The sequence below is a fragment of the Tenacibaculum sp. Ill genome (assembly GCF_051938915.1).
Taxonomy (GTDB): domain Bacteria; phylum Bacteroidota; class Bacteroidia; order Flavobacteriales; family Flavobacteriaceae; genus Polaribacter; species Polaribacter larymnensis.
The window spans coordinates 3,233,225-3,252,680 of record NZ_JBPSCW010000002.1; the positions used below are offsets into that span (position 1 = coordinate 3,233,225).

The 19,456-nt window shown below is 33.4% G+C and carries 19 protein-coding genes; 6 read left to right on the forward strand and 13 right to left on the reverse strand.

Annotated elements, in window-relative coordinates; translation table 11 throughout:
- Positions 1 to 55: 55 nt before the first annotated feature.
- From ftsA to mraZ, 13 genes are read right to left on the reverse strand one after another with little or no spacing between them, the layout of a single operon-like run.
- Positions 56 to 1,396, reverse strand: coding sequence for a cell division protein FtsA (gene ftsA, locus ACTPNM_RS15290; RefSeq protein ID WP_440122650.1), 1,341 nt, complete (start codon positions 1,394 to 1,396; stop codon positions 56 to 58).
- Positions 1,383 to 2,123, reverse strand: coding sequence for a cell division protein FtsQ/DivIB (locus tag ACTPNM_RS15295; protein ID WP_440122651.1), 741 nt, complete (start codon positions 2,121 to 2,123; stop codon positions 1,383 to 1,385). Before ACTPNM_RS15295 ends, ftsA begins: the two co-directional genes overlap by 14 nt.
- A 1-nt stretch (position 2,124) precedes the next feature.
- On the reverse strand, positions 2,125 to 3,471 hold the full coding sequence (gene murC, locus ACTPNM_RS15300) for a UDP-N-acetylmuramate--L-alanine ligase (protein ID WP_440122653.1): 1,347 nt from the start codon (positions 3,469 to 3,471) through the stop codon (positions 2,125 to 2,127).
- Positions 3,471 to 4,562 carry an undecaprenyldiphospho-muramoylpentapeptide beta-N-acetylglucosaminyltransferase gene (gene murG, locus ACTPNM_RS15305; RefSeq protein ID WP_440122654.1) on the reverse strand — a complete coding sequence of 364 codons (1,092 nt, stop codon included), beginning with the start codon at positions 4,560 to 4,562 and terminating at the stop codon, positions 3,471 to 3,473. The genes murC and murG overlap by 1 nt, the downstream gene beginning before the upstream one ends.
- Positions 4,546 to 5,736: an FtsW/RodA/SpoVE family cell cycle protein gene (locus tag ACTPNM_RS15310; RefSeq protein ID WP_440122655.1), complete on the reverse strand. Its 1,191-nt coding sequence runs from the start codon at positions 5,734 to 5,736 to the stop codon at positions 4,546 to 4,548. Before ACTPNM_RS15310 ends, murG begins: the two co-directional genes overlap by 17 nt.
- 16 nt (positions 5,737 to 5,752) lie before the next feature.
- Positions 5,753 to 7,087, reverse strand: coding sequence for a UDP-N-acetylmuramoyl-L-alanine--D-glutamate ligase (murD, locus tag ACTPNM_RS15315; protein WP_440122656.1), 1,335 nt, complete (start codon positions 7,085 to 7,087; stop codon positions 5,753 to 5,755).
- A gap of 2 nt (positions 7,088 to 7,089) precedes the next feature.
- Positions 7,090 to 7,467 (reverse strand): four helix bundle protein, encoded by a 378-nt coding sequence (locus ACTPNM_RS15320; protein ID WP_440122657.1) that lies wholly within the window; start codon positions 7,465 to 7,467, stop codon positions 7,090 to 7,092.
- 38 nt (positions 7,468 to 7,505) lie between these two features.
- Complete coding sequence (gene mraY, locus ACTPNM_RS15325; RefSeq protein ID WP_440122658.1) at positions 7,506 to 8,732, reverse strand: phospho-N-acetylmuramoyl-pentapeptide-transferase; 1,227 nt, start codon at positions 8,730 to 8,732, stop codon at positions 7,506 to 7,508.
- A gap of 3 nt (positions 8,733 to 8,735) precedes the next feature.
- Positions 8,736 to 10,202, reverse strand: coding sequence for a UDP-N-acetylmuramoyl-L-alanyl-D-glutamate--2,6-diaminopimelate ligase (locus ACTPNM_RS15330; protein ID WP_440122659.1), 1,467 nt, complete (start codon positions 10,200 to 10,202; stop codon positions 8,736 to 8,738).
- Positions 10,203 to 12,215, reverse strand: a complete 2,013-nt coding sequence (locus ACTPNM_RS15335; protein ID WP_440122660.1) for a penicillin-binding protein — start codon at positions 12,213 to 12,215, stop codon at positions 10,203 to 10,205.
- Between the two features lie 6 nt (positions 12,216 to 12,221).
- The gene (locus ACTPNM_RS15340; RefSeq protein ID WP_099215555.1) at positions 12,222 to 12,551 is read right to left on the reverse strand and encodes an FtsL-like putative cell division protein; all 330 of its coding nucleotides are present in this window, start codon (positions 12,549 to 12,551) and stop codon (positions 12,222 to 12,224) included.
- The gene (rsmH, locus tag ACTPNM_RS15345) at positions 12,551 to 13,447 is read right to left on the reverse strand and encodes a 16S rRNA (cytosine(1402)-N(4))-methyltransferase RsmH (RefSeq protein ID WP_274639581.1); all 897 of its coding nucleotides are present in this window, start codon (positions 13,445 to 13,447) and stop codon (positions 12,551 to 12,553) included. Before rsmH ends, ACTPNM_RS15340 begins: the two co-directional genes overlap by 1 nt.
- Positions 13,434 to 13,901: a division/cell wall cluster transcriptional repressor MraZ gene (gene mraZ / locus ACTPNM_RS15350; protein ID WP_440122661.1), complete on the reverse strand. Its 468-nt coding sequence runs from the start codon at positions 13,899 to 13,901 to the stop codon at positions 13,434 to 13,436. Before mraZ ends, rsmH begins: the two co-directional genes overlap by 14 nt.
- A gap of 202 nt (positions 13,902 to 14,103) precedes the next feature.
- Between mraZ and ACTPNM_RS15355 the strand changes: the two genes are divergently transcribed.
- From ACTPNM_RS15355 to ACTPNM_RS15380, 6 genes are all read left to right on the forward strand, one after another.
- Entirely contained in the window at positions 14,104 to 14,868 is a 765-nt protein-coding gene (locus ACTPNM_RS15355; protein WP_440122663.1) for an alpha/beta fold hydrolase, read from the forward strand.
- A 27-nt stretch (positions 14,869 to 14,895) separates the two neighbouring features.
- Complete coding sequence (gene yihA / locus ACTPNM_RS15360) at positions 14,896 to 15,507, forward strand: ribosome biogenesis GTP-binding protein YihA/YsxC (RefSeq protein WP_099215559.1); 612 nt, start codon at positions 14,896 to 14,898, stop codon at positions 15,505 to 15,507.
- A gap of 31 nt (positions 15,508 to 15,538) precedes the next feature.
- Entirely contained in the window at positions 15,539 to 16,225 is a 687-nt protein-coding gene (locus tag ACTPNM_RS15365) for an RluA family pseudouridine synthase (protein ID WP_099215560.1), read from the forward strand.
- A gap of 95 nt (positions 16,226 to 16,320) precedes the next feature.
- Positions 16,321 to 17,286: an alkane 1-monooxygenase gene (locus ACTPNM_RS15370; protein ID WP_440122664.1), complete on the forward strand. Its 966-nt coding sequence runs from the start codon at positions 16,321 to 16,323 to the stop codon at positions 17,284 to 17,286.
- 3 nt (positions 17,287 to 17,289) lie between these two features.
- Entirely contained in the window at positions 17,290 to 18,663 is a 1,374-nt protein-coding gene (locus tag ACTPNM_RS15375) for an aldehyde dehydrogenase (RefSeq protein WP_440122665.1), read from the forward strand.
- A 48-nt stretch (positions 18,664 to 18,711) separates the two neighbouring features.
- Positions 18,712 to 19,446: a nitroreductase family protein gene (locus tag ACTPNM_RS15380; protein WP_440122667.1), complete on the forward strand. Its 735-nt coding sequence runs from the start codon at positions 18,712 to 18,714 to the stop codon at positions 19,444 to 19,446.
- The last annotated feature ends 10 nt before the right edge of the window (positions 19,447 to 19,456 follow it).

Sequence of the window (19,456 nt, forward strand, 5' to 3'; positions counted from 1 at the left end):
TCAATTTTACACTCCTTTTTAGGGGATTAATCAGGAGTATTCTTATATATACTAATTACTCTGCGTTATCTAAAAATTCTTTGAATCGTTCAGTAAACTTATCAAAAAACGATTTAGATTTTTTCGCTTTGTGTTCCTTCTCTTCTTGGATTTCTTCTGCTATTTCTTTCTCCTCTTCAATAGCTTCTTCTACTAACGCCTCTGGCGCTTCTTCTACAACTACTTTTTCTTCTACTTCTTTTTGTAAACCTTCCATTAATAACCCTACAGCAGTTGCAAATGCAGGACTTGACAATGCTTCATCAGAGTCTCCTGCTAGGTGTTCATTTGGATACCCAATACGAACGTCCATTCCAGTAATATATTCTACTAACTGGCGTAAATGTTTTAATTGAGCTCCACCTCCTGTTAGTACAATACCTGCTATTAATTTTCCTTTTTGAGTTTCATGCCCATAGTTCTTAATTTCTAGGTACACATGTTCAATAATTTCTTGAACTCTCGCATGAATTATTTTTGATAAATTTTTAAGTGTAATTTCTTTAGGCTCTCTTCCTCTTAACCCTGGAATTGAAACTATTTCCGTTTCTTTATTTTCTCCAGGCCATGCTGAACCAAACTTAATTTTTAATAACTCTGCTTGTTTTTCTATTATTGAACAGCCTTCTTTAATATCTTCAGTAATTACATTACCTCCAAAAGGAATGACTGCTGTATGACGAATAATTCCGTCTTTAAATATTGCTAAATCTGTTGTTCCACCACCTATATCAATCAATGCTACACCTGCTTCTTTTTCCTCTTGACTTAACACTGCTGATGCAGAAGCTAAAGGTTCAAGGGTAATTTCAGAAAGGTTTAACCCTGCACTTTTGATACATCTGCCTACATTTCGAATAGAAGATACTTGCCCAACTACTACGTGAAAGTTAGCTTCTAATCTTCCACCATACATTCCGATAGGTTCTTTTATATCTGGCTGGCTATCTACTTTAAATTCTTGTGGTAATACATGAATAATTTCTTCACCAGGTAGCATTACCAATTTATGTACCTGACTTACTAAATTTTCTATATCTGTTGCATCTATTACCTCCTCTGACTTTTCTCTTGTTATATAGTCACTATGGTGAAGGCTGCGTATGTGTTGACCAGCAATACCTACTACAACATTCTCTATCTTATATCCTGAAATACTTTCTGCCTCTTCAGCTGCTTGCTGAATAGACTGAATAGTTTGCGTAATGTTATTAACTACCCCACGCTTTACACCTAAACTTTTCGCTTTACCAATACCTAAAACTTCAAGCTTACCGTATTCGTTTTTACGACCAATCATGGCAACAATCTTGGTTGTACCAATATCTAAACCAACTGCAATTTTATTGTTTTCCATCTTGATTTTGTTTTGTGCACACAACTTGGTTGTGGTATTTTACATTTATCGCTTTATAGTTATTAATGGTTTTGTCTTTAAATGCTTTGTTATAAAATGCTGTTAGCTTTTTAAACTTCATTGATGCATCTATTAACTCTCCAAAAATTATCTTATAATCACCACTACGAACTGTAAATATGTATTCGTTTTGGGCGTCTCTTTGAATAGCAATAATTTCTTTAGCGAAAAAACTGTTGCTATTTATGGTCTTTATTAACGTTGTTAATTCTTTGATTTCTTCTGGCTCCCTTACTCCTAAAACTAATGGTACTCTTGCTGAAAAATTTGTTGATAACGGAATCTCTTCTCCATACTTATCAACATAAAAAGATTTATCTTTATCGACAATTCGAGCTATCGGTGTTCGTTGTTTTATAGTAGTTTTTAACACCCCATCTACGGTTAAAAACACAGCTGTTTTTTCAACATACGGGTTCGCCGAAACATTAGCCTCTAGAAAGTGTAAATCTACCAATCTTTTTGGTTGGTTTTTAACAAATTCATTATTTTGTATTAACAATTTATCAACCATACTGTGTGTCAAAAAGTTATTGTCTCCAGCAGCAAATTCCACCACCGTGTTTTTTACCTTTTTTGCTCCATTTCTATTGGTTGTAAAACCATATAAAAACACCAAAAACATCAACAGCAAGAAAAAAGACAGATATGTCGCTAATTTTTTCATTCTATTTTTTGTGTTTTTCCTCTAATTTATTTTTTACTTCATCAACTAATAAACCAATATCTCCTGCACCTAACATTGCCACTATTTTTGACTCTGATTTTATGATTTCGTTACTTAATTTTTCCTTCAACACTAACTTTTTAGTATCAATGGTTATTTTTTCTAATAACCAATTAGAAGTAACTCCTTTTATTGGCAATTCTCTAGCTGGATAAATATCTAACAATAGCACTTCGTCGAACAATGATAATGCTTCTGCAAAATCATCTACAAAATCTCTAGTCCTGCTAAATAAGTGTGGTTGGAATACAGTCAATACTTTTTCTTTTGGATACATTTCTCTAACAGATTGTGCTACTGCTTTTATTTCAGTAGGATGATGTGCATAATCATCAATCAACACAACGTCTTCAGTTTTTATTTTATAAGAAAATCTACGCTGTACTCCTTTAAAAGTTCCTAACTGTTTTTTAATTTTTTCTAATGACACTCCATACACATCTGCAATAGCTAGTGCTGCTAAAGCATTCATCATGTTATGATTTCCTGGTAAATGAAATGCTATATTTTTAATTTCTGATGTTGGTGTTTTAACATCAAAAACATATTTACCAGCTTCAATTTTTACATTATAGGCTTCATAGTCAGCTTCCTCATCAACAGCATATGTTAATCCTTCTAATTGTAATCCTTTTGCTACAATCAAAGTATCAGAAACTTTACCTGCAAAATCTCTAAATGATTGCTGTAACAATTCATTTTCTCCATAGATATCTAAATGATCTGCATCCATAGAGGTTACACAAGCTATATTTGGTGATAATTTTAAAAACGAACGATCAAACTCATCAGCTTCAACAACTGAAACTTCATCACCTCCTAAAATTAAATTAGAATTATAATTTTCTGCAATTCCTCCTAAAAACGAAGTAGCTTTTTCAGGTTGCATAATGTGCCCTAAAATTGAAGAGGTTGTTGTTTTTCCATGTGTTCCAGCTACAGCCAAACAAAAAGTATTCTTAGTAATTTCTCCTAATACTTCTGCTCTTTTTAAGACTGTGTATCCGTTATCTTTAAAATAATTTAATTGTAAATGATTTTTAGGAACTGCTGGTGTATACACCACCAATGTTTTTTCTTTATTTAAAAATGAAATTGGAATATTTTTTACAGCATCTTCAAAATGAACTTCTATTCCTATTTCTTCTAAACTTTTAGTGATAGGTGTTGGTGTTTTATCGTAGCCTCCTACTACTTTTCCATTGACAGAAAAATAACGTGCTATAGCACTCATTCCTATTCCACCAATACCAATAAAATAAACGTTATGTATCGTTTTTAAATTCACTAATTGATTAATTTTTCTATTTCGTTAACGATATTACTTGTTGCATTTGGTAACGCTAACTCATTAATGTTTTCACTTAAACTTTCTTGTTTCCCTTTATCTTTTAACAAGGTTTCTAATACCACTGGGAAGGTATCAAGCTCACTTTCTTTCACTACTAAGGCTCCATGTTTATCTGCAATAGACTTAGCATTTTTTGTTTGATGATCTTCTGCCACATTTGGTGACGGTATAAAAATAGTAGGCTTACCTACTATACATAATTCTGACACTGAACTTGCTCCTGCTCTTGACACAATAAAGTCAGCAGCAGCATAGGCTAAATCCATCCTGTTCAAAAACTGATGTACTTGAACATTTTCTAGTTCATCATATTTCTTATACTCTTCAAAGTATAACTTACCACATTGCCATATTAATTGAACTCCTTGTTTTTTAAAGAAGTCTAAATTGGCTTCCACTAACTGATTAATCTTACGAGCACCTAGACTTCCACCTAGTACTAAAATTGTTTTTTTAGATGTATCTAATTCAAAAAAATCTTTCCCTTCCTCTATTTTAGTATGAATAAATAGTAAATCTTGACGGACTGGATTTCCAGTTTTTATAATTTTTTCTTCAGAGAAAAAACGCTCTAAATTATCGTATGCTACACATATTTTTTGCGCTTTTTTACCTAACAATCTATTTGTTATTCCTGGATACGAATTTTGTTCTTGAATTAAGGTTGGAATTCCTTTTCTATTAGCAACCATCAACGTTGGTCCACTTGCAAAACCTCCTGTACCTACAGCTACATCTGGTTTAAATTTTCGTATAATTCTATATGCTTTCCATAAACTACTTAATAGTTTAAAAGGAAACATTAAGTTCTTTAAAGTTAGTTTTCTTTGGATTCCTGAAATCCACAATCCTTTGATTTCATATCCTGCTTGCGGAACTTTTTCCATTTCCATTTTATCTTTTGCTCCTACGAACAAAATATTAGCTTCTGGGTAACGAACTTTTATTTCGTTAGCAATTGCTATTGCAGGATAAATATGACCTCCTGTACCTCCACCGCTTATTATGATATTAATCGATTGTTTCATGTAAAATATCTAAAGGGTTATCATCTAAAATTGTTTCTTCAGTTTCGTTTTTAGAAGCGCTTACACTTAAAATCATTCCTAATGCGAAACATGTCATCCAAATAGAGGTACCTCCACTACTTATTAGCGGGAGTGTTTGTCCTGTTACTGGTAAAATATTCACTGCTACTGCCATGTTAATCATTGCTTGAAAAACAATAGGAATTCCCACACCAACAACCAACAAGGTTGCAAATATGGTAGTAGCTTTTTTGGCGGTTATTAAAATTCTGAAAAGCAATAAGAAATAAATAAATATTACCACTATTGCTCCTGCAAAACCATATTCTTCAACAATAATTGCATAAATAAAATCGGATGAGGATTGTGGTAAAAAATTTTTCTGCACACTTTTTCCTGGTCCTTTCCCAACTACTCCTCCTGTTGCTATTGCAATTTTAGCTTTTTCTACTTGATAATCTTCTTCACCATCTGGCTGAGAAAAACTTTCAATTCTACTTTTCCATGTATTTACACGGTTAGGCATTGCATCTGGAAATGCCTTAGCTACTAAGATGAAAAATAGAAAAGCAAAAAGTCCTATTCCTAATATATATCCTATATATTTTAAAGGGTATCCTCCAATGAACGACACCATTAAAATCATAAAGAATACCATAGCTGTAGTTGAAAAGTTTGCTGGTAATATCAGTACCAATACCAAACCTACTGGAAGCCACAATTGCAATAAACTTTCTTTAAAAGAAATTACCTTTTCTTTATTTTTTGCTAAGTAACGTGCTACATATACCATCAACACCAAACCTGCCAATGTGGAAGTTTGAAATCCGATACCTACAAACGGAATACGAATCCATCTACTTGCATTGGCTCCTCCAATAGTAGTTCCTTGTGCCAAGGTAAAAACCAACAGTAAAACAACCACAGGAAGCATTAAAACAGAGCCTCCACTGAAATATCTGTATGGAATTTTATGCACTCCATAAATTACGGCAAATCCGGTAATCAACAATACAATATGTTTTACCAAATGTCCTAAAGTAGAACCATTACCAACTACATATACCAAATTGGTACTTGCACTATATATTGGCATAAATGAAAATATTGCCAATACTGCAACGATAGCCCAAATAGCTCGATCTCCTTTTATATGTCGAAAGATGTTTTTCATCAATCTTTAGTGTGCTTTATATATTTCTTACAGCTTCTTTGAATTTTCTTCCTCTATCTTCATAGCTATCAAATAAATCGAAACTAGCACATGCTGGTGACAACAACACTGTATCTCCTTTTTGCGCTATTTTATAAGCTACTTTAACTGCTTCTTCTGCTCCAGCAGTTTCCACCATCACATCTACTACATTTGCAAAAGTGTCTATGATTTTTTGATTATCTAATCCTAAACAAACTATTGCTTTTACTTTTTCTCTTACTAAAGGTAATAAATCTGTATAATCATTTCCTTTATCAACTCCTCCCACAATCCAGACTGTTGGGTTATCCATGCATTCTAATGCGTAAAAAGCTGCATTTACATTCGTAGCTTTACTATCGTTAATGAATTCAATTCCATTTACTTTTTGCACTTTTTCTAAACGGTGCTCTACACCTTCAAAATCAGACAAACTTTCTGCAATTGTTTCTTTTCTTACTTTCAACAACCTTGCAGCCATCGATGTAGCCATTGCATTTTTAGTGTTGTGCTTTCCTTGTAATGTTAGCTCAGAAACCTTCATTAATTTTTCTTCTGTATTAAATTTCATTATTATCGTGTCTTGTCTTAAAAAAGCTCCGTATTCCAATTCTTTTTCTACTGAAAATGGCACTAGCGTTGCTTCTATTTTATTATTTTTTAACCAAGTTTGAATTGCTTCATCATCGGCGTCGTATATTAAAAAATCATCTTTTGTTTGATTTTTTGTAATTCTGAATTTTGAGTTTATATAGTTATCAAATTCATATTCATATCGATCTAAATGATCTGGTGTTATATTGGTGATCACAGCAATATGTGGTTTAAACTTTTCGATTCCATCTAACTGAAAACTACTCAATTCCAGCACATATTCGTCGTACTTATCATCAACTACTTGTTCAGCGAAGCTATCTCCTATATTTCCTCCAACTCCCACATTTAAGCCTGCTTTTTTTAATACATAATGTATTAACATGGTTGTAGTTGTTTTACCATTTGAGCCTGTAACTCCCACGATGGTTGCATTGGTAAATTCCGAAGCAAATTCAATTTCAGAAATTACTTTAATTCCTTTTGAAACTAACTTTTGCACAAGTGCAACTTTTTCTGGAATTCCAGGACTTTTCATCACCACGTCAGCATTTAAAATTTTATCTTCTGTATGCTGATTTTCTTCAAAGTCGATTGAATTATGTAAAAGAACTTTTTTATACCGTTCTGCTATACTTCCTTTATCTGAAACAAAAACTTCATATCCTTTTTGTTTTCCTAAAAGCGCTGTTCCTACACCACTTTCTCCTCCACCAAGCACAACTAATCTTTTCATTTTTAATTAATGATTTTAGATTTATTGATTGATGATTTACTTTTTACTGTTTTTATAGAAGCTACAACAATTGAGGTCAGCTCGTCCGCCTCTTTATGTAGTCTTTTCAATTCTTCTTGATTATTTTCATGAATCGACATAAAAACCTCTAAAAAAAACATGCTTTCATCTACTTCCTCTTCAACAATTTTTAATTTATGAATAAAGTCAGCTGAAGATTTTGCCCTACAAGCAGCTCTATAATTAGCTCCAACCGAACTAGAACATCTTATCAATTGTCTACAATATGCATCAAACTCTCTTGTTTTAGGATATTCTTTACATAACCTCCAACAATCGATAGCAAATTGTTTAGTTCTATTTTTAATCTGTTCTTTCATTCAATCTTATATCTTAAATCAAAACTCCAAAATCTCCTTTATCTTAACTTCAATGTTACTATGGTAAATACCGCTAACAAAATTCCTACAATCCAAAAGCGTACTACAATTTTACTTTCATGATAGTTTAGTTTTTGATAATGATGATGTAGAGGAGACATTTTAAATATTCGTCTTCCTTCTCCAAACTTCTTCTTTGTGTACTTAAACCACGAAACTTGTAGTATTACCGACAAATTCTCGACCACAAATATTCCTGCTAAAACTGGCAGTAATAATTCTTTTCTTATGGCAATTGCTATTACCGCTATGATACCTCCAATAGTTAAACTTCCAGTATCACCCATAAAAACTTGTGCTGGATAGGTATTATACCATAAAAACCCAATCAATGCTCCTGCAAATGCCAGGATGAAAACGGTCATTTCTCCAGACTTCGGGATATACATCACGTCTAAATAATCTGCAAAAATGATGTTACCTGATACCCAAGCAAAAATTGCCAGTGTTATCACCATAATTGCTGATGATCCTGCTGCTAAACCATCAATCCCATCAGTTAAATTTGCACCGTTTGAAACTCCCGTAACAATAAAAACGGTAACAAAAATGAAAATTATCCATCCATATTTTTCATATCCGTCCCCCAAAAAACTTAACGCTTTCGCATAGTCTAACTCGTTATTCTTTAAAAAAGGGACTGTTGTTTTTGTTGATTTGTGCGCTTCTCCAAACACTTTCTTTTTGCCATCGACTTGCACAACTTGTTCTGAAGTAGGTAATTGTTCTTTTATGGTTACATCTTGGTGAAAATACAGCATAGACCCCACGATTACACCTAATCCTATTTGTCCTAAAACCTTAAACTTTCCTTTTAATCCAGCCTTATCTTTTTTAAATACTTTGATATAATCATCAGCAAAACCAATAAGCCCCATCCAAACAGTGGTTATTAATAGAATAATGATGTATATATTTTCTAGTTTTGCCAAGAACAGTACAGGAATTAATGTTGCAAGAATTATAATTACACCTCCCATAGTTGGTGTTCCTGCTTTTTGTACTTGTCCATCTAAACCTAAATCTCTTACTGTTTCACCTACTTGCTGTCTTCTTAAGTAATTGATAATTTTTTTACCAAAAATGGTTGATATCAACAGGGATAATATGAACGCCATTGCAGATCGAAATGTGATAAACTGAAACACACTTGCCCCTGTTAAGCTAAATTCACTTTCTAAATATTGAAATAAATAATACAGCATTCGTTAGTGTTTTTTTAGTTGATTAAAATAGTTGGTTACTTCTTCTAAATCATCAAAATGATGCCTAACACCATTTATTTCTTGGTAGGTTTCATGTCCTTTTCCTGCAATAAGTACAATATCTCCTGAAGTTGCTAGTTTACAAGCTGTTTTAATAGCTTGTCTTCGATCTACAATTGATAGTGTTTTTTTATAATTTTCTGCCGCAACTCCTGTTTCCATTTCATCAATTATTGATTGCGGATCTTCTGTTCTAGGGTTATCGGAAGTAAAAACAACTTGATCACTTAACTGAGATGCTATTAATGCCATTTTTGGGCGCTTCGTTGTATCTCTATCTCCGCCACATCCTACAACTGTAATTACGGTTTCATTTCCTGTTCGGATATCATTAATAGTTTGTAATACATTTTTTAATGCATCCGGTGTATGTGCATAATCTACTATTGCCGTAACTCCTTCATCTGAAACGGTGTACTGAAATCTTCCACTTACACTTTCTAGTTCACTTACAATTCGTAAAATTTCTATCTTTTCAAGCCCTAACAACTCTGCTACTCCATATATAGCTAACAAGTTATATGCATTGAATTCTCCTATTAACTTTGTCCAAACTTCTACTCCGTTAATTGTTAACAAAGTTCCTGAAAGACGTTTTTCTAACACTTTTGCTTTAAAATCTCCAATTGTTTTAAGTGCATAAGTTTGTTTGTTCGCCTTCGTGTTTTGCAGCATTATTTGCCCATTTTTATCATCTATATTCACCAAAGCAAATGCTGATTTTGGTAATGAATCAAAAAACGATTTTTTTACATCACGATATTCTGCAAATGTTTCGTGATAATCTAAATGATCGTGAGATAGATTCGTAAACACACCTCCTGCAAACTCTAATCCTTCCGTACGTTTTTGATGAATTCCATGAGAACTTACTTCCATAAAACAATAATCAACTCCAGCCTCAACCATTTTTGATAAATATTTATTTATCGCTACTGAGTTTGGTGTTGTGTGTGTCGCCTTATATTCTTCATCATCAACCATCACTCGCACAGTTGACAACAACCCTACTTTATACCTTGCTTTTTTAAACAATTGATACAATAAGCTTGCAATTGTAGTTTTACCATTTGTTCCTGTTACTCCTACTAATTGCAAGCTTTTTGACGGGTTGTTATAATAATTTGCTGCTATCATTGCTAATGCAGCATTAGAATCTTCTACTTTAATATAGGTAACCTCTTCATTTTTATCTTCTGGTAAAGACTCACAGATAACAGTCTTAGCACCCAACGACACTGCTTTTGTTATAAACTGATGTCCATCTACTGTTACTCCTTTTTGAGCAACAAAGACATCATCTTCCTGCACTTGTCTACTATCAAACTGAATATTGTTTATATCAATATCCGTATTTCCGTAAACTTCTTTTACAGCTACCTTGTATAATATGTCTTTTAATTTTTTCAACTATGATAATTTTAAATATATCGTTGCACCTTTTGAGACTTTCACTCCTCTTTCTACAGATTGCTCTGTTACTTTTCCTACTCCTGAAAACTTAACTTTCAATCCCATGTTCTCTAATAATGCAACCGCATCCATTCCGCTCATACCAATTACTTTAGGCATAATTGTTTTATACTTCCTTAGTTTTTGATAGTATTCTTGATATTCTTTATCGAGGACTTCTTCTGAAATATCATCAGAAACAAACTGATTATTGATTGCTGTTGAAGTATAAATTTTTTGAGCTATTTCTTTAAATATAGGAGCAGCAACCGTAGCCCCGTAATATCCTTTTTCCTTTTTAGGACTATGGACCACCACAATACAAGAGTATTTTGGTTCATCAGCTGGGAAAAACCCTGCAAAAGAAGCCACATATTTTTGATTTGAATAATAACCACCTTCGTACTCTCCTTTGGCATTTTTTGTTCTTGGAATATATTTTTTTGCAGTCCCTGTTTTTCCTGCCATAGAAAAGTTTGGTGAATAAATTCCTTTACCTGTTCCGTATTTTATAGTATTTTCCATCACTTTTCGGACTTTATCTAAGGTTTCTTGTGATGCTATTTTTTCTTTTACTACTTCTGTTCCAAAGCTTTCTTCTACTTTACCTCCTACTCTTAGCTCTTTAACAAAATATGGTTTCACCAACTTTCCGTCATTTGCTACTGCATTATAAAACGCTAGTGTTTGCAAAGGTGTGAGAGAAACTCCATATCCCCAAGCCATCCACTCTAACGAAATTGGACTCCAACTTTTTTCTGTTGGTTCTGGTATATAAGGCTTTCCTTCTCCTTTTATTTTTACACCTGTTAATTGATCTAAACCAAATGACTTAATTTTATCGGTAAACTTTTTCGGATTCTTATCGTAATGCTTTTGTATCGTTTTTACAATTCCTACGTTTGAAGAAACCTCAAACACTCTTCCTAAGGATATTTTTCCGTACCCTCCTCTTTTACTATCTTCTACTTTACGATTATTAATATAAATCCTTCCTTTTTCACAATCTACAACAGTTGAAGTATCAGCAACTTTATCTTCCAGTGCAACCATTAAACTAGCCAACTTAAAAGTTGACCCTGGTTCGTGACTCTCCCAAACAGCATAATTTCTTTTTTCGTAATATTTTCCTTTAGAAGTTCTTCCTAAGTTAGATATTGCCTTAATTTCTCCTGTTTCTACCTCCATCACCACAGCACATCCATGATCTGCTTCAAAATACTCCATCTCTCTTAACAAAGCATGATGCGTAATATCTTGAATATTCACATCTATTGTTGTTATTACATCACTACCATCTATTGGTTCTTTCTCGTTTACATCATTAATTGGCTTCCATTGTCCTTTCGCAATTTTTTGCTTTAAACGCCAACCATTTTCTCCTTGCATATAATCTGCAAAAGCCCCTTCAATTCCTGCCCCTCCTCTGTAATCATCATATCCAATAGTACGCTCAGCTATTTTACCTATAGGGTGCACACGAACTGTTTTTTGCTCTGCTATAAAACCTCCTCTATATACCCCTCTATTAAAAATCGGGAAGCTTTTCATTTTCACATAGTCATTATACCCTACATTACGAGCTATTAACAAATAACGATTTCTACGTTTTTTTGCATTACGTAACTTCTTTTGATAATAACTAGCCGGCTTACCCAGTAAACCTGAGAGCGATTCTGAAAGTGCACGAATATTTTTCTCAAAAACTTCTGAATCCACCGCAACCACATCCATACGAATGGTAAATTTTGACATTGATGTTGCTAGCAAATTTCCATCTGCTGCATACACATTACCTCTATTCGCAAAAATAGTGTCGTTTTTAACTGTTTTTTCTTCAGAAAGCTTTCTATACTTACCCCCTTCTACATATTGAAGTTTAAAAAGTCTAAAAATGATAACTACAAAGAAAAGCGTCATTAAAACAACAATCACATAGAGTTTGTTTAATATGCCTTTTTTTACTACCATTTTATATTACTCTTTATTATATGTTACTTTTATTTTTTGGGGCGGTTTTTTTGCAGGGAACAACCCTTTACTTTTTACTTTATCTCGAATACTACTTTCCAACTTCATCCTCATTAATTCAGTACTCGTATCTACATCTTCAGCCCGCAACTCTCTTTTCTTCTTATTAAGCTCTGCTATTTGCACCACTTTTGCATCTGCACTGTGCGAACTATATATCATTATTAACAACAACACTACAACAAAAATTAAAATCCGCCAGTTTTTAAATGAGCTTTCATCCGTAAGAAAACTTCCTCTTAAAAGATCGTATATACTCTTTCTTACTTTAGACATTATTTTAATGTTGCTATTCTTAGTTTCGCACTTCGTGCTCTGTTATTCTCTTTAATCTCTTCTTTTGTTGGCACAATCATTTTACCAACCTTTTTAAGCGGCACATTGGTATTACCATAAAAATCTTTTTCTGGCTCACCGCTAAACAACCCCGTTCTTATAAATCGCTTCACCAACCTATCTTCTAACGAGTGATATGAAATCACACTCAATCGTCCATCCTCATTCAACAAATCTGGAATTTGCTGTAAAAACTCCTTCAACACTTCCAACTCTTGATTTACTTCTATTCGTATTGCTTGAAAAATTTGTGCTAGAATTTTATGCTCTTTGGCTTTTGGCAAAAATCTTTGCAACACCTCTTTTAACTCAAAACTTGTATTAATCTCTCTACCCTCTCTTGCTTCAACAATTGTTTTAGCTAAAGTTCTTGCATTTCGCAACTCTCCATACAAAAACAACACATCTGCTAAATCTTCTTCAGTATATGTATTGATGATTTTTTTTCCTGACAATTCAGACTTTTGATCCATTCGCATATCTAAATCTGCATCAAAACGAGTTGAAAAACCTCTTTCAGCTTCATCAAATTGATGCGACGACACACCTAAATCAGCCAATACTCCGTCTACTTTCCTAACACCGTAAAAGCGTAAAAACCTAGATATGAATCGAAAATTCTCACCAATCAACACAAAACGCGGATCATCAATTTTATTTTGTTGCGCATCCGGGTCTTGATCAAAAGCAAACAATTTCCCTTTTTCTCCTAATCGACTCAATATTTCTCTAGAATGTCCTCCCCCTCCAAAGGTGACATCCACATACACTCCATCTTCCTTTATATTAAGTGCATCTACACTTTCTTTCAACAAAACTGGACTATGATAACTCATCTGCTTCCGTATTACCCATTACTTCTTCTGCCAATTCAGCAAAATCAACAACAGCATCATCAATTACTTTTTCGTACTTATTCTTATCCCAAATCTCAATAATATTCACTGCAGAAGAAAGCACTACTTGCTTTTCTATTCCTGCAAATTGACATAAATCTTTCGGAATCAATATCCTTCCAGAAGCATCTACATCTACCATCTTTACACCGGCAGTAAACCTTCTGATAAAATCATTATTTTTCTTTACAAATCGATTTAGTTTATTGATTTTTGCCATCATTAAATTCCACTCTTGCATCGGATACAACTCCAAACAAGACTGAAACACAGAGCGTTTAATCACAAAACCTTCTTGTAACACAGAAGACAGCTGCTTCTTGAACGCTGACGACATCATCAACCTCCCTTTAGCATCTACCTTGCACTCATATGTTCCAATTAAATTTATCACGTAAAGAAACTATAGTTTGCATCAAAAATAAAAAATATTTACCACTTTTTACCACTTTTTACCACATTGTTGATAAGTTTTAGTTTTTGAGCTAAAAAACTGATACTAAAAGACTTCTATATCGCCATTGTACATGAAATAATAAAAATGAAAAAGTGATAAAAAAGAACTACATTTGTGGTTAAGTCAAATCAGAAACATAATGACTGAATTTTTAAAGAAAGAAGACAAATTTACATACGCTGAAGCAGGAGAAGGAAGCCCAATTATCATTCTTCATGGACTAATGGGTGCTTTAAGTAATTTTAACTCCACTTTTAATCATCTTTCACAAAAAGGATATCAAGTTTTTATTCCAGAATTACCCTTATACACCTTACCTCTCCTTAAAACCAACGTAAAAAATTTAGCCAAATTTTTACATGATTTCATAGAGTACAAAGGACTTAAAAATGTTACTTTATTAGGAAATTCTTTAGGCGGACATATAGCTTTATACTACACAAAACATTACTCTGAAGATGTTAAAGCATTAGTTTTAACAGGTAGTTCAGGGCTATACGAAAACTCTATGGGAGATAGCTATCCTAAAAGAGGTGACAAAGAGTTTGTTAGAAAAAAAGCGCAAGATGTTTTTTATGATAAAGCTATTGCCACAGACGAACTTGTAGATCAAGTGTATGATGTTATCAACGATAGAAATACATTGATTAGAACATTAGCTATTGCTAAAAGTGCAATTCGTCATAATATGGCTAAAGATTTACCCAACATGAAACAACCTACTTGTTTAATTTGGGGAAAACAAGACAGCGTTACTCCACCAGAAGTTGCTCAAGACTTCAAAAAACTCTTACCTGATGCTGATTTATTTTGGATAGATAAATGTGGGCATGCAGCTATGATGGAAACTCCAGAAGAGTTTAATGAAATTTTAGAAAACTGGCTTTCTAAACGCGAAATATAACAACAGCTAAACTAGCTTAATTATAGTATGAAAATAAAATCTGCTGAATTTGTAATGAGTAACAGTAATGTTACCAAAGCTCCTAAAGACAGAATACCTGAGTATGCCTTTATTGGCCGCTCAAACGTTGGTAAGTCTTCGTTAATCAACATGTTGATGGAGCGAAAAGATTTAGCAAAGACCTCTGGTAAACCAGGAAAAACTCAACTTATTAACCATTTCAAAATTAATGATGAATGGTTTTTAGTAGATCTTCCAGGGTATGGTTATGCTCAAGTATCTAAAAAGAAGCGACAAATTTTTCAATTCTTTATTGAAAATTATTTTAAAGAGCGTGAACAGCTGGTTTGTACCTTTGTTTTAATTGATTCTCGCCATGATCCGCAGAAAATAGACTTAGAGTTTATGCAGTTTTTAGGTGAAAACCGTATTCCTTTCTGTATTGTTTTTACCAAAGCAGATAAATTAGGTAGTTCTAAACTTAACAAACAAATTACTGCTTATAAAAAGAAATTATTAAAGTATTGGGAAGAATTACCAATGTCTTTTGTAACTTCTTCTTCTACTGGAATGGGGCGTGATGAGTTTTTAAGTTTTATCGATCAGGTAAATGAGGATGTAGCTGAGAACTTCAAATAGTTCTTCTAGTAACCTTAAGGCAACTCCTAATATGCACTCTACTAAAGAAAATTTACAGGTTTTACATGAAGACAACCATATTATTGTGGTTAATAAACGTGCTGGCGATATCGTACAAGGTGATAAAACAGGCGACAAACCTCTTTCTGATGTAGTTAAAGAATATATTAAAGAAAAATACAACAAACCTGGTAATGTTTATTTAGGAACTGTTCATCGTTTAGACAGACCTACTTCCGGTATTGTTATTTACGCACGTACATCTAAAGCTTTAGAACGTTTGAATAAAATGTTACGTGACAAAACCATAAAAAAAACATACTGGGCAATTGTTCAACAACAACCTAAAAAAGCTGCTGACACTTTAACAAATTATTTAAAAAAGAACCCAAAGAACAATAAGTCTACAGCCTACAACAAAGAAGTTAACGGAAGTAAAAAAGCTACTTTACATTACACAACACTTAAAAAATTAGATAACTATTCGTTACTTGAAGTTGACTTAGAAACAGGTCGTCATCATCAAATTCGTGTACAACTTTCTAATATTGGTGCTATTATTAAAGGTGATTTAAAGTATGGCGCCAAAAGGAGTAATAAAGATGGAAGTATTCATTTACATGCTCGAAAAATAGAATTTACGCATCCAGTTAGTAAAGAACTTATTAAAATCACTGCTCCAACTCCTTCTGACCCAGTTTGGGATGCTTGCTTGTAATTTGTATATTTAGACAAATTTCACGTAAGATGAAAGCTCTTAAATTTTTAACTATCTTAATACTCCCTATAACTGTATACATTTCGTTTACGAGTATGGGTTGGTCAACATTATTACCTTTAGTCGTATTTTTTGGGTTTGTTCCTCTACTTGAACTGCTTTTTAACCCAGACAAACAAAACCTTAACAAAGAACAAGAAGAGCTAGAAAAAGAAAACAAGCTGTATACTTATATCTTATACACAACAGTGCCTGTTCAATTATTTTTTTTAGGTTGGTTTTTATGGATGATGAAAGATGCACAATTAACCACCATAGAATATATAGGAAGAATCTCTGCTATGGGATTAATGTGTGGTGTAATTGGCATTAATGTAGGACATGAATTAGGTCATCGAAACAACCGTTTTGATGAGTTTTTAGGTGAGATTTTATTATTAACATCTTTAGATACTCACTTTTTGCCCTACCATAATGCCGGACATCATTTTAATGTAGCTACACCTAAAGATGCTGCAACCGCAAGAAAAAATGAAATAGTATATCTATTCTGGATCCGTTCTCATTTTCAAAGCTACTATCAAGCTTGGGAAACAGAAAACAGACGTCTAAAAAATTCTGGTAGAAATTGGTTTCATCTGCAAAACAGAATGCTCATCTATACGATTTGCAACATATTGTTATTGATAGGTATTTTCTTTCTCTTTGGATTAAATGCCCTACTTGCTTTTACAGCAGCAGCTGTTTTTGGAATTTTATTATTAGAAACTGTAAATTATATAGAACATTACGGACTACTACGTAAACAAAACGAAAAAGGTCGTTATGAACGTGTAAAAAGAACTCATTCATGGAATTCTGATCACAGAATTGGTATGTTAATGCTGTTTAACTTATCTCGCCATTCCGATCATCACTATAACGGAAGTAAACATTATCAGCTCTTAAAATCATTATCAGAGAGCCCTCAAATGCCAACAGGATATCCAGGTATGATGCTTGTGGCTTTGGTGCCTCCATTATGGTTTTCAATAATGAATAAAAAATTACAAGATATATAACCTATGAATATTCCCAAATTGGTTCAGTCGCAAAAAAATTATTTTGCAACACAACGAACCAAAGATATCTCCTTTAGAAAAAGTGCTTTAAAAAGACTACAAAAAGAACTTATTACAAGAGAACAAGATATTATCAAAGCTTTACATGATGATTTTAAAAAATCAGAATACGAAGCTGTAATGACTGAAACTTCTATCGTACTGGCTGAGTTAAAAATGGCGATAAAAAAAATTCATGCTTGGAGTAAACCTAAACGTGTATTACCATCTCTACTAAACTTCCCTTCTTCTGCAAAAATTTATAAAGAGCCTTATGGTACAGTTTTAATTATTGCTCCATGGAATTATCCGTATCAACTAGCATTTACTCCTTTACTGGGAGCTATTGCAGCAGGAAATACGGTAATCTTAAAACCTTCGGAATTAACGCCTAACACAAGTAAAATTACCAAAGAAATTATCGAAGCTGTTTTTGATAAAAATCATGTGGCCGTAGTAGAAGGCGGTGTGGATGTTTCTACAGAATTATTAGCACAGCGTTGGGATTATATTTTCTTTACAGGAAGCGTTCCTGTAGGAAAAATTGTTGCTAAGGCTGCGGCAAATCACCTAACTCCAGTTACTTTAGAACTAGGAGGAAAAAGCCCATCTATTATTGATGAAACCGCAAACATCAAACTTGCTGCAAAGCGTTTGGTTTGGGGGAAATTTATTAATGGTGGACAAACTTGTATTGCTCCTGATTATTTATTAATTCATAAATCGGTAAAAGAACAGTTTATACAAGAGTTTAAGGAGGAAATTTTTAGAGCTTATGGCGAAAACCCTCAAAATTCCTTTGATTTTCCACGTATCGTAAACACTAAAAACTTTGATCGTTTAGCCATTATGCTAGAAAATGAAAAGTGTGTAATTGGTGGACAAACTGATAGAGATGATCGCTATATTGCCCCTACCTTAATTGATGAACCTAGTCTGGATAGTGAAGTAATGAAAGGTGAAATTTTTGGACCTATCTTACCACTAATTTCTTATGAAAATGAAGCTGATATTGAAAAAATAACAGCAAAATATGATAAGCCTCTGGCTTTATATGTTTTCACCAATAGAAATTCATTTGCTAAGAAAATGATACAACACTATTCTTTTGGTGGTGGTACCATAAATGATACTACAGTACATTTTGCTAATCATAGATTGCCTTTTGGTGGCGTTGGAGAAAGTGGTATAGGTAGTTATCACGGAAAAAAAACTTTTGATACTTTTTCTCATCATAAAGGAGTGGTTTCTCGCGGAACTTGGCTAGATGTTCCTACTCGATATGCTCCATATAAAGGAAAACTACAACAATTAAAAACCTTAATGAAATTAGGATAGTTTTATTAGACAAAAGATTAGTAGACATAAGAATCAAGACACCCACAAATGAGTGAAAAATCCGTATCAGAAGCAGTTAATTATCGTCGTTCGGTAAGAGTGTACGACCCTGAAAAACCGATAGACACTTCCATTGTAAAAAAATGTTTAAAACAGGCGAGTTTAGCTCCTACCAGTAGCAACATGCAACTGTGGGAGTTTTATCATATCACTGATAAAGAAATTATAAAAAGAATGGCTCCATTATGCTTTAATCAAAATGCAGCTAAAACTGCTCAGCAACTAGTGGTTTTTGTGACTCGTAAAGATTTGTGGCATAAAAGAGCCAAAGCTAACTTAGCTTTTATGGATACAGTTTTTGGTAAAAACAATCCGAAATCAGAGCAACGAAGTAGAGAAAAAGTAGCACGTAACTACTACGGAAAGCTAATTCCTTTCACGTATTTTGATTTCCTAGGTATTTTTGGCTGGTTGAAGTATATACTATTTTCTATTGTTGGGGTATTTCGGCCTATTTATAGAGAAGTTCGCAATAGTGACATGCGCATTGTAGCTCACAAAACTTGTGGATTAGCAGCACAAACCTTCATGCTCTCAATGACTGCTGAAGGTTACGACACTTGCCCTATGGAAGGTTCCGATACTTGGCGTGTAAAACGTTTGCTAGAGCTACCTTTTGGCGCAGAAATTAATATGATTGTTTCTTGTGGTATTCGTAAACCTGAAGGAGTGTATGGTGAACGTTTTAGAATTCCTTTTGAGGAGGTTTATAGGGAGGTTTAAAAAACTTCTT

What these genes read in the sequence shown, in the direction of transcription:
- ftsA (WP_440122650.1), bottom strand. Translation starts at nt 1,396, where the DNA reads ATGGAAAACAATAAAATTGCAGTTGGTTTAGATATTGGTACAACCAAG.
- ACTPNM_RS15295 (WP_440122651.1), bottom strand. Translation starts at nt 2,123, where the DNA reads ATGAAAAAATTAGCGACATATCTGTCTTTTTTCTTGCTGTTGATGTTT.
- murG (WP_440122654.1), bottom strand. Translation starts at nt 4,562, where the DNA reads ATGAAACAATCGATTAATATCATAATAAGCGGTGGAGGTACAGGAGGT.
- ACTPNM_RS15310 (WP_440122655.1), bottom strand. Translation starts at nt 5,736, where the DNA reads ATGAAAAACATCTTTCGACATATAAAAGGAGATCGAGCTATTTGGGCT.
- murD (WP_440122656.1), bottom strand. Translation starts at nt 7,087, where the DNA reads ATGAAAAGATTAGTTGTGCTTGGTGGAGGAGAAAGTGGTGTAGGAACA.
- ACTPNM_RS15320 (WP_440122657.1), bottom strand. Translation starts at nt 7,467, where the DNA reads ATGAAAGAACAGATTAAAAATAGAACTAAACAATTTGCTATCGATTGT.
- mraY (WP_440122658.1), bottom strand. Translation starts at nt 8,732, where the DNA reads ATGCTGTATTATTTATTTCAATATTTAGAAAGTGAATTTAGCTTAACA.
- ACTPNM_RS15335 (WP_440122660.1), bottom strand. Translation starts at nt 12,215, where the DNA reads ATGGTAGTAAAAAAAGGCATATTAAACAAACTCTATGTGATTGTTGTT.
- ACTPNM_RS15340 (WP_099215555.1), bottom strand. Translation starts at nt 12,551, where the DNA reads ATGTCTAAAGTAAGAAAGAGTATATACGATCTTTTAAGAGGAAGTTTT.
- rsmH (WP_274639581.1), bottom strand. Translation starts at nt 13,447, where the DNA reads ATGAGTTATCATAGTCCAGTTTTGTTGAAAGAAAGTGTAGATGCACTT.
- ACTPNM_RS15355 (WP_440122663.1), top strand. Translation starts at nt 14,104, where the DNA reads ATGACTGAATTTTTAAAGAAAGAAGACAAATTTACATACGCTGAAGCA.
- yihA (WP_099215559.1), top strand. Translation starts at nt 14,896, where the DNA reads ATGAAAATAAAATCTGCTGAATTTGTAATGAGTAACAGTAATGTTACC.
- ACTPNM_RS15365 (WP_099215560.1), top strand. Translation starts at nt 15,539, where the DNA reads ATGCACTCTACTAAAGAAAATTTACAGGTTTTACATGAAGACAACCAT.
- ACTPNM_RS15370 (WP_440122664.1), top strand. Translation starts at nt 16,321, where the DNA reads ATGGGTTGGTCAACATTATTACCTTTAGTCGTATTTTTTGGGTTTGTT.
- ACTPNM_RS15375 (WP_440122665.1), top strand. Translation starts at nt 17,290, where the DNA reads ATGAATATTCCCAAATTGGTTCAGTCGCAAAAAAATTATTTTGCAACA.
- ACTPNM_RS15380 (WP_440122667.1), top strand. Translation starts at nt 18,712, where the DNA reads ATGAGTGAAAAATCCGTATCAGAAGCAGTTAATTATCGTCGTTCGGTA.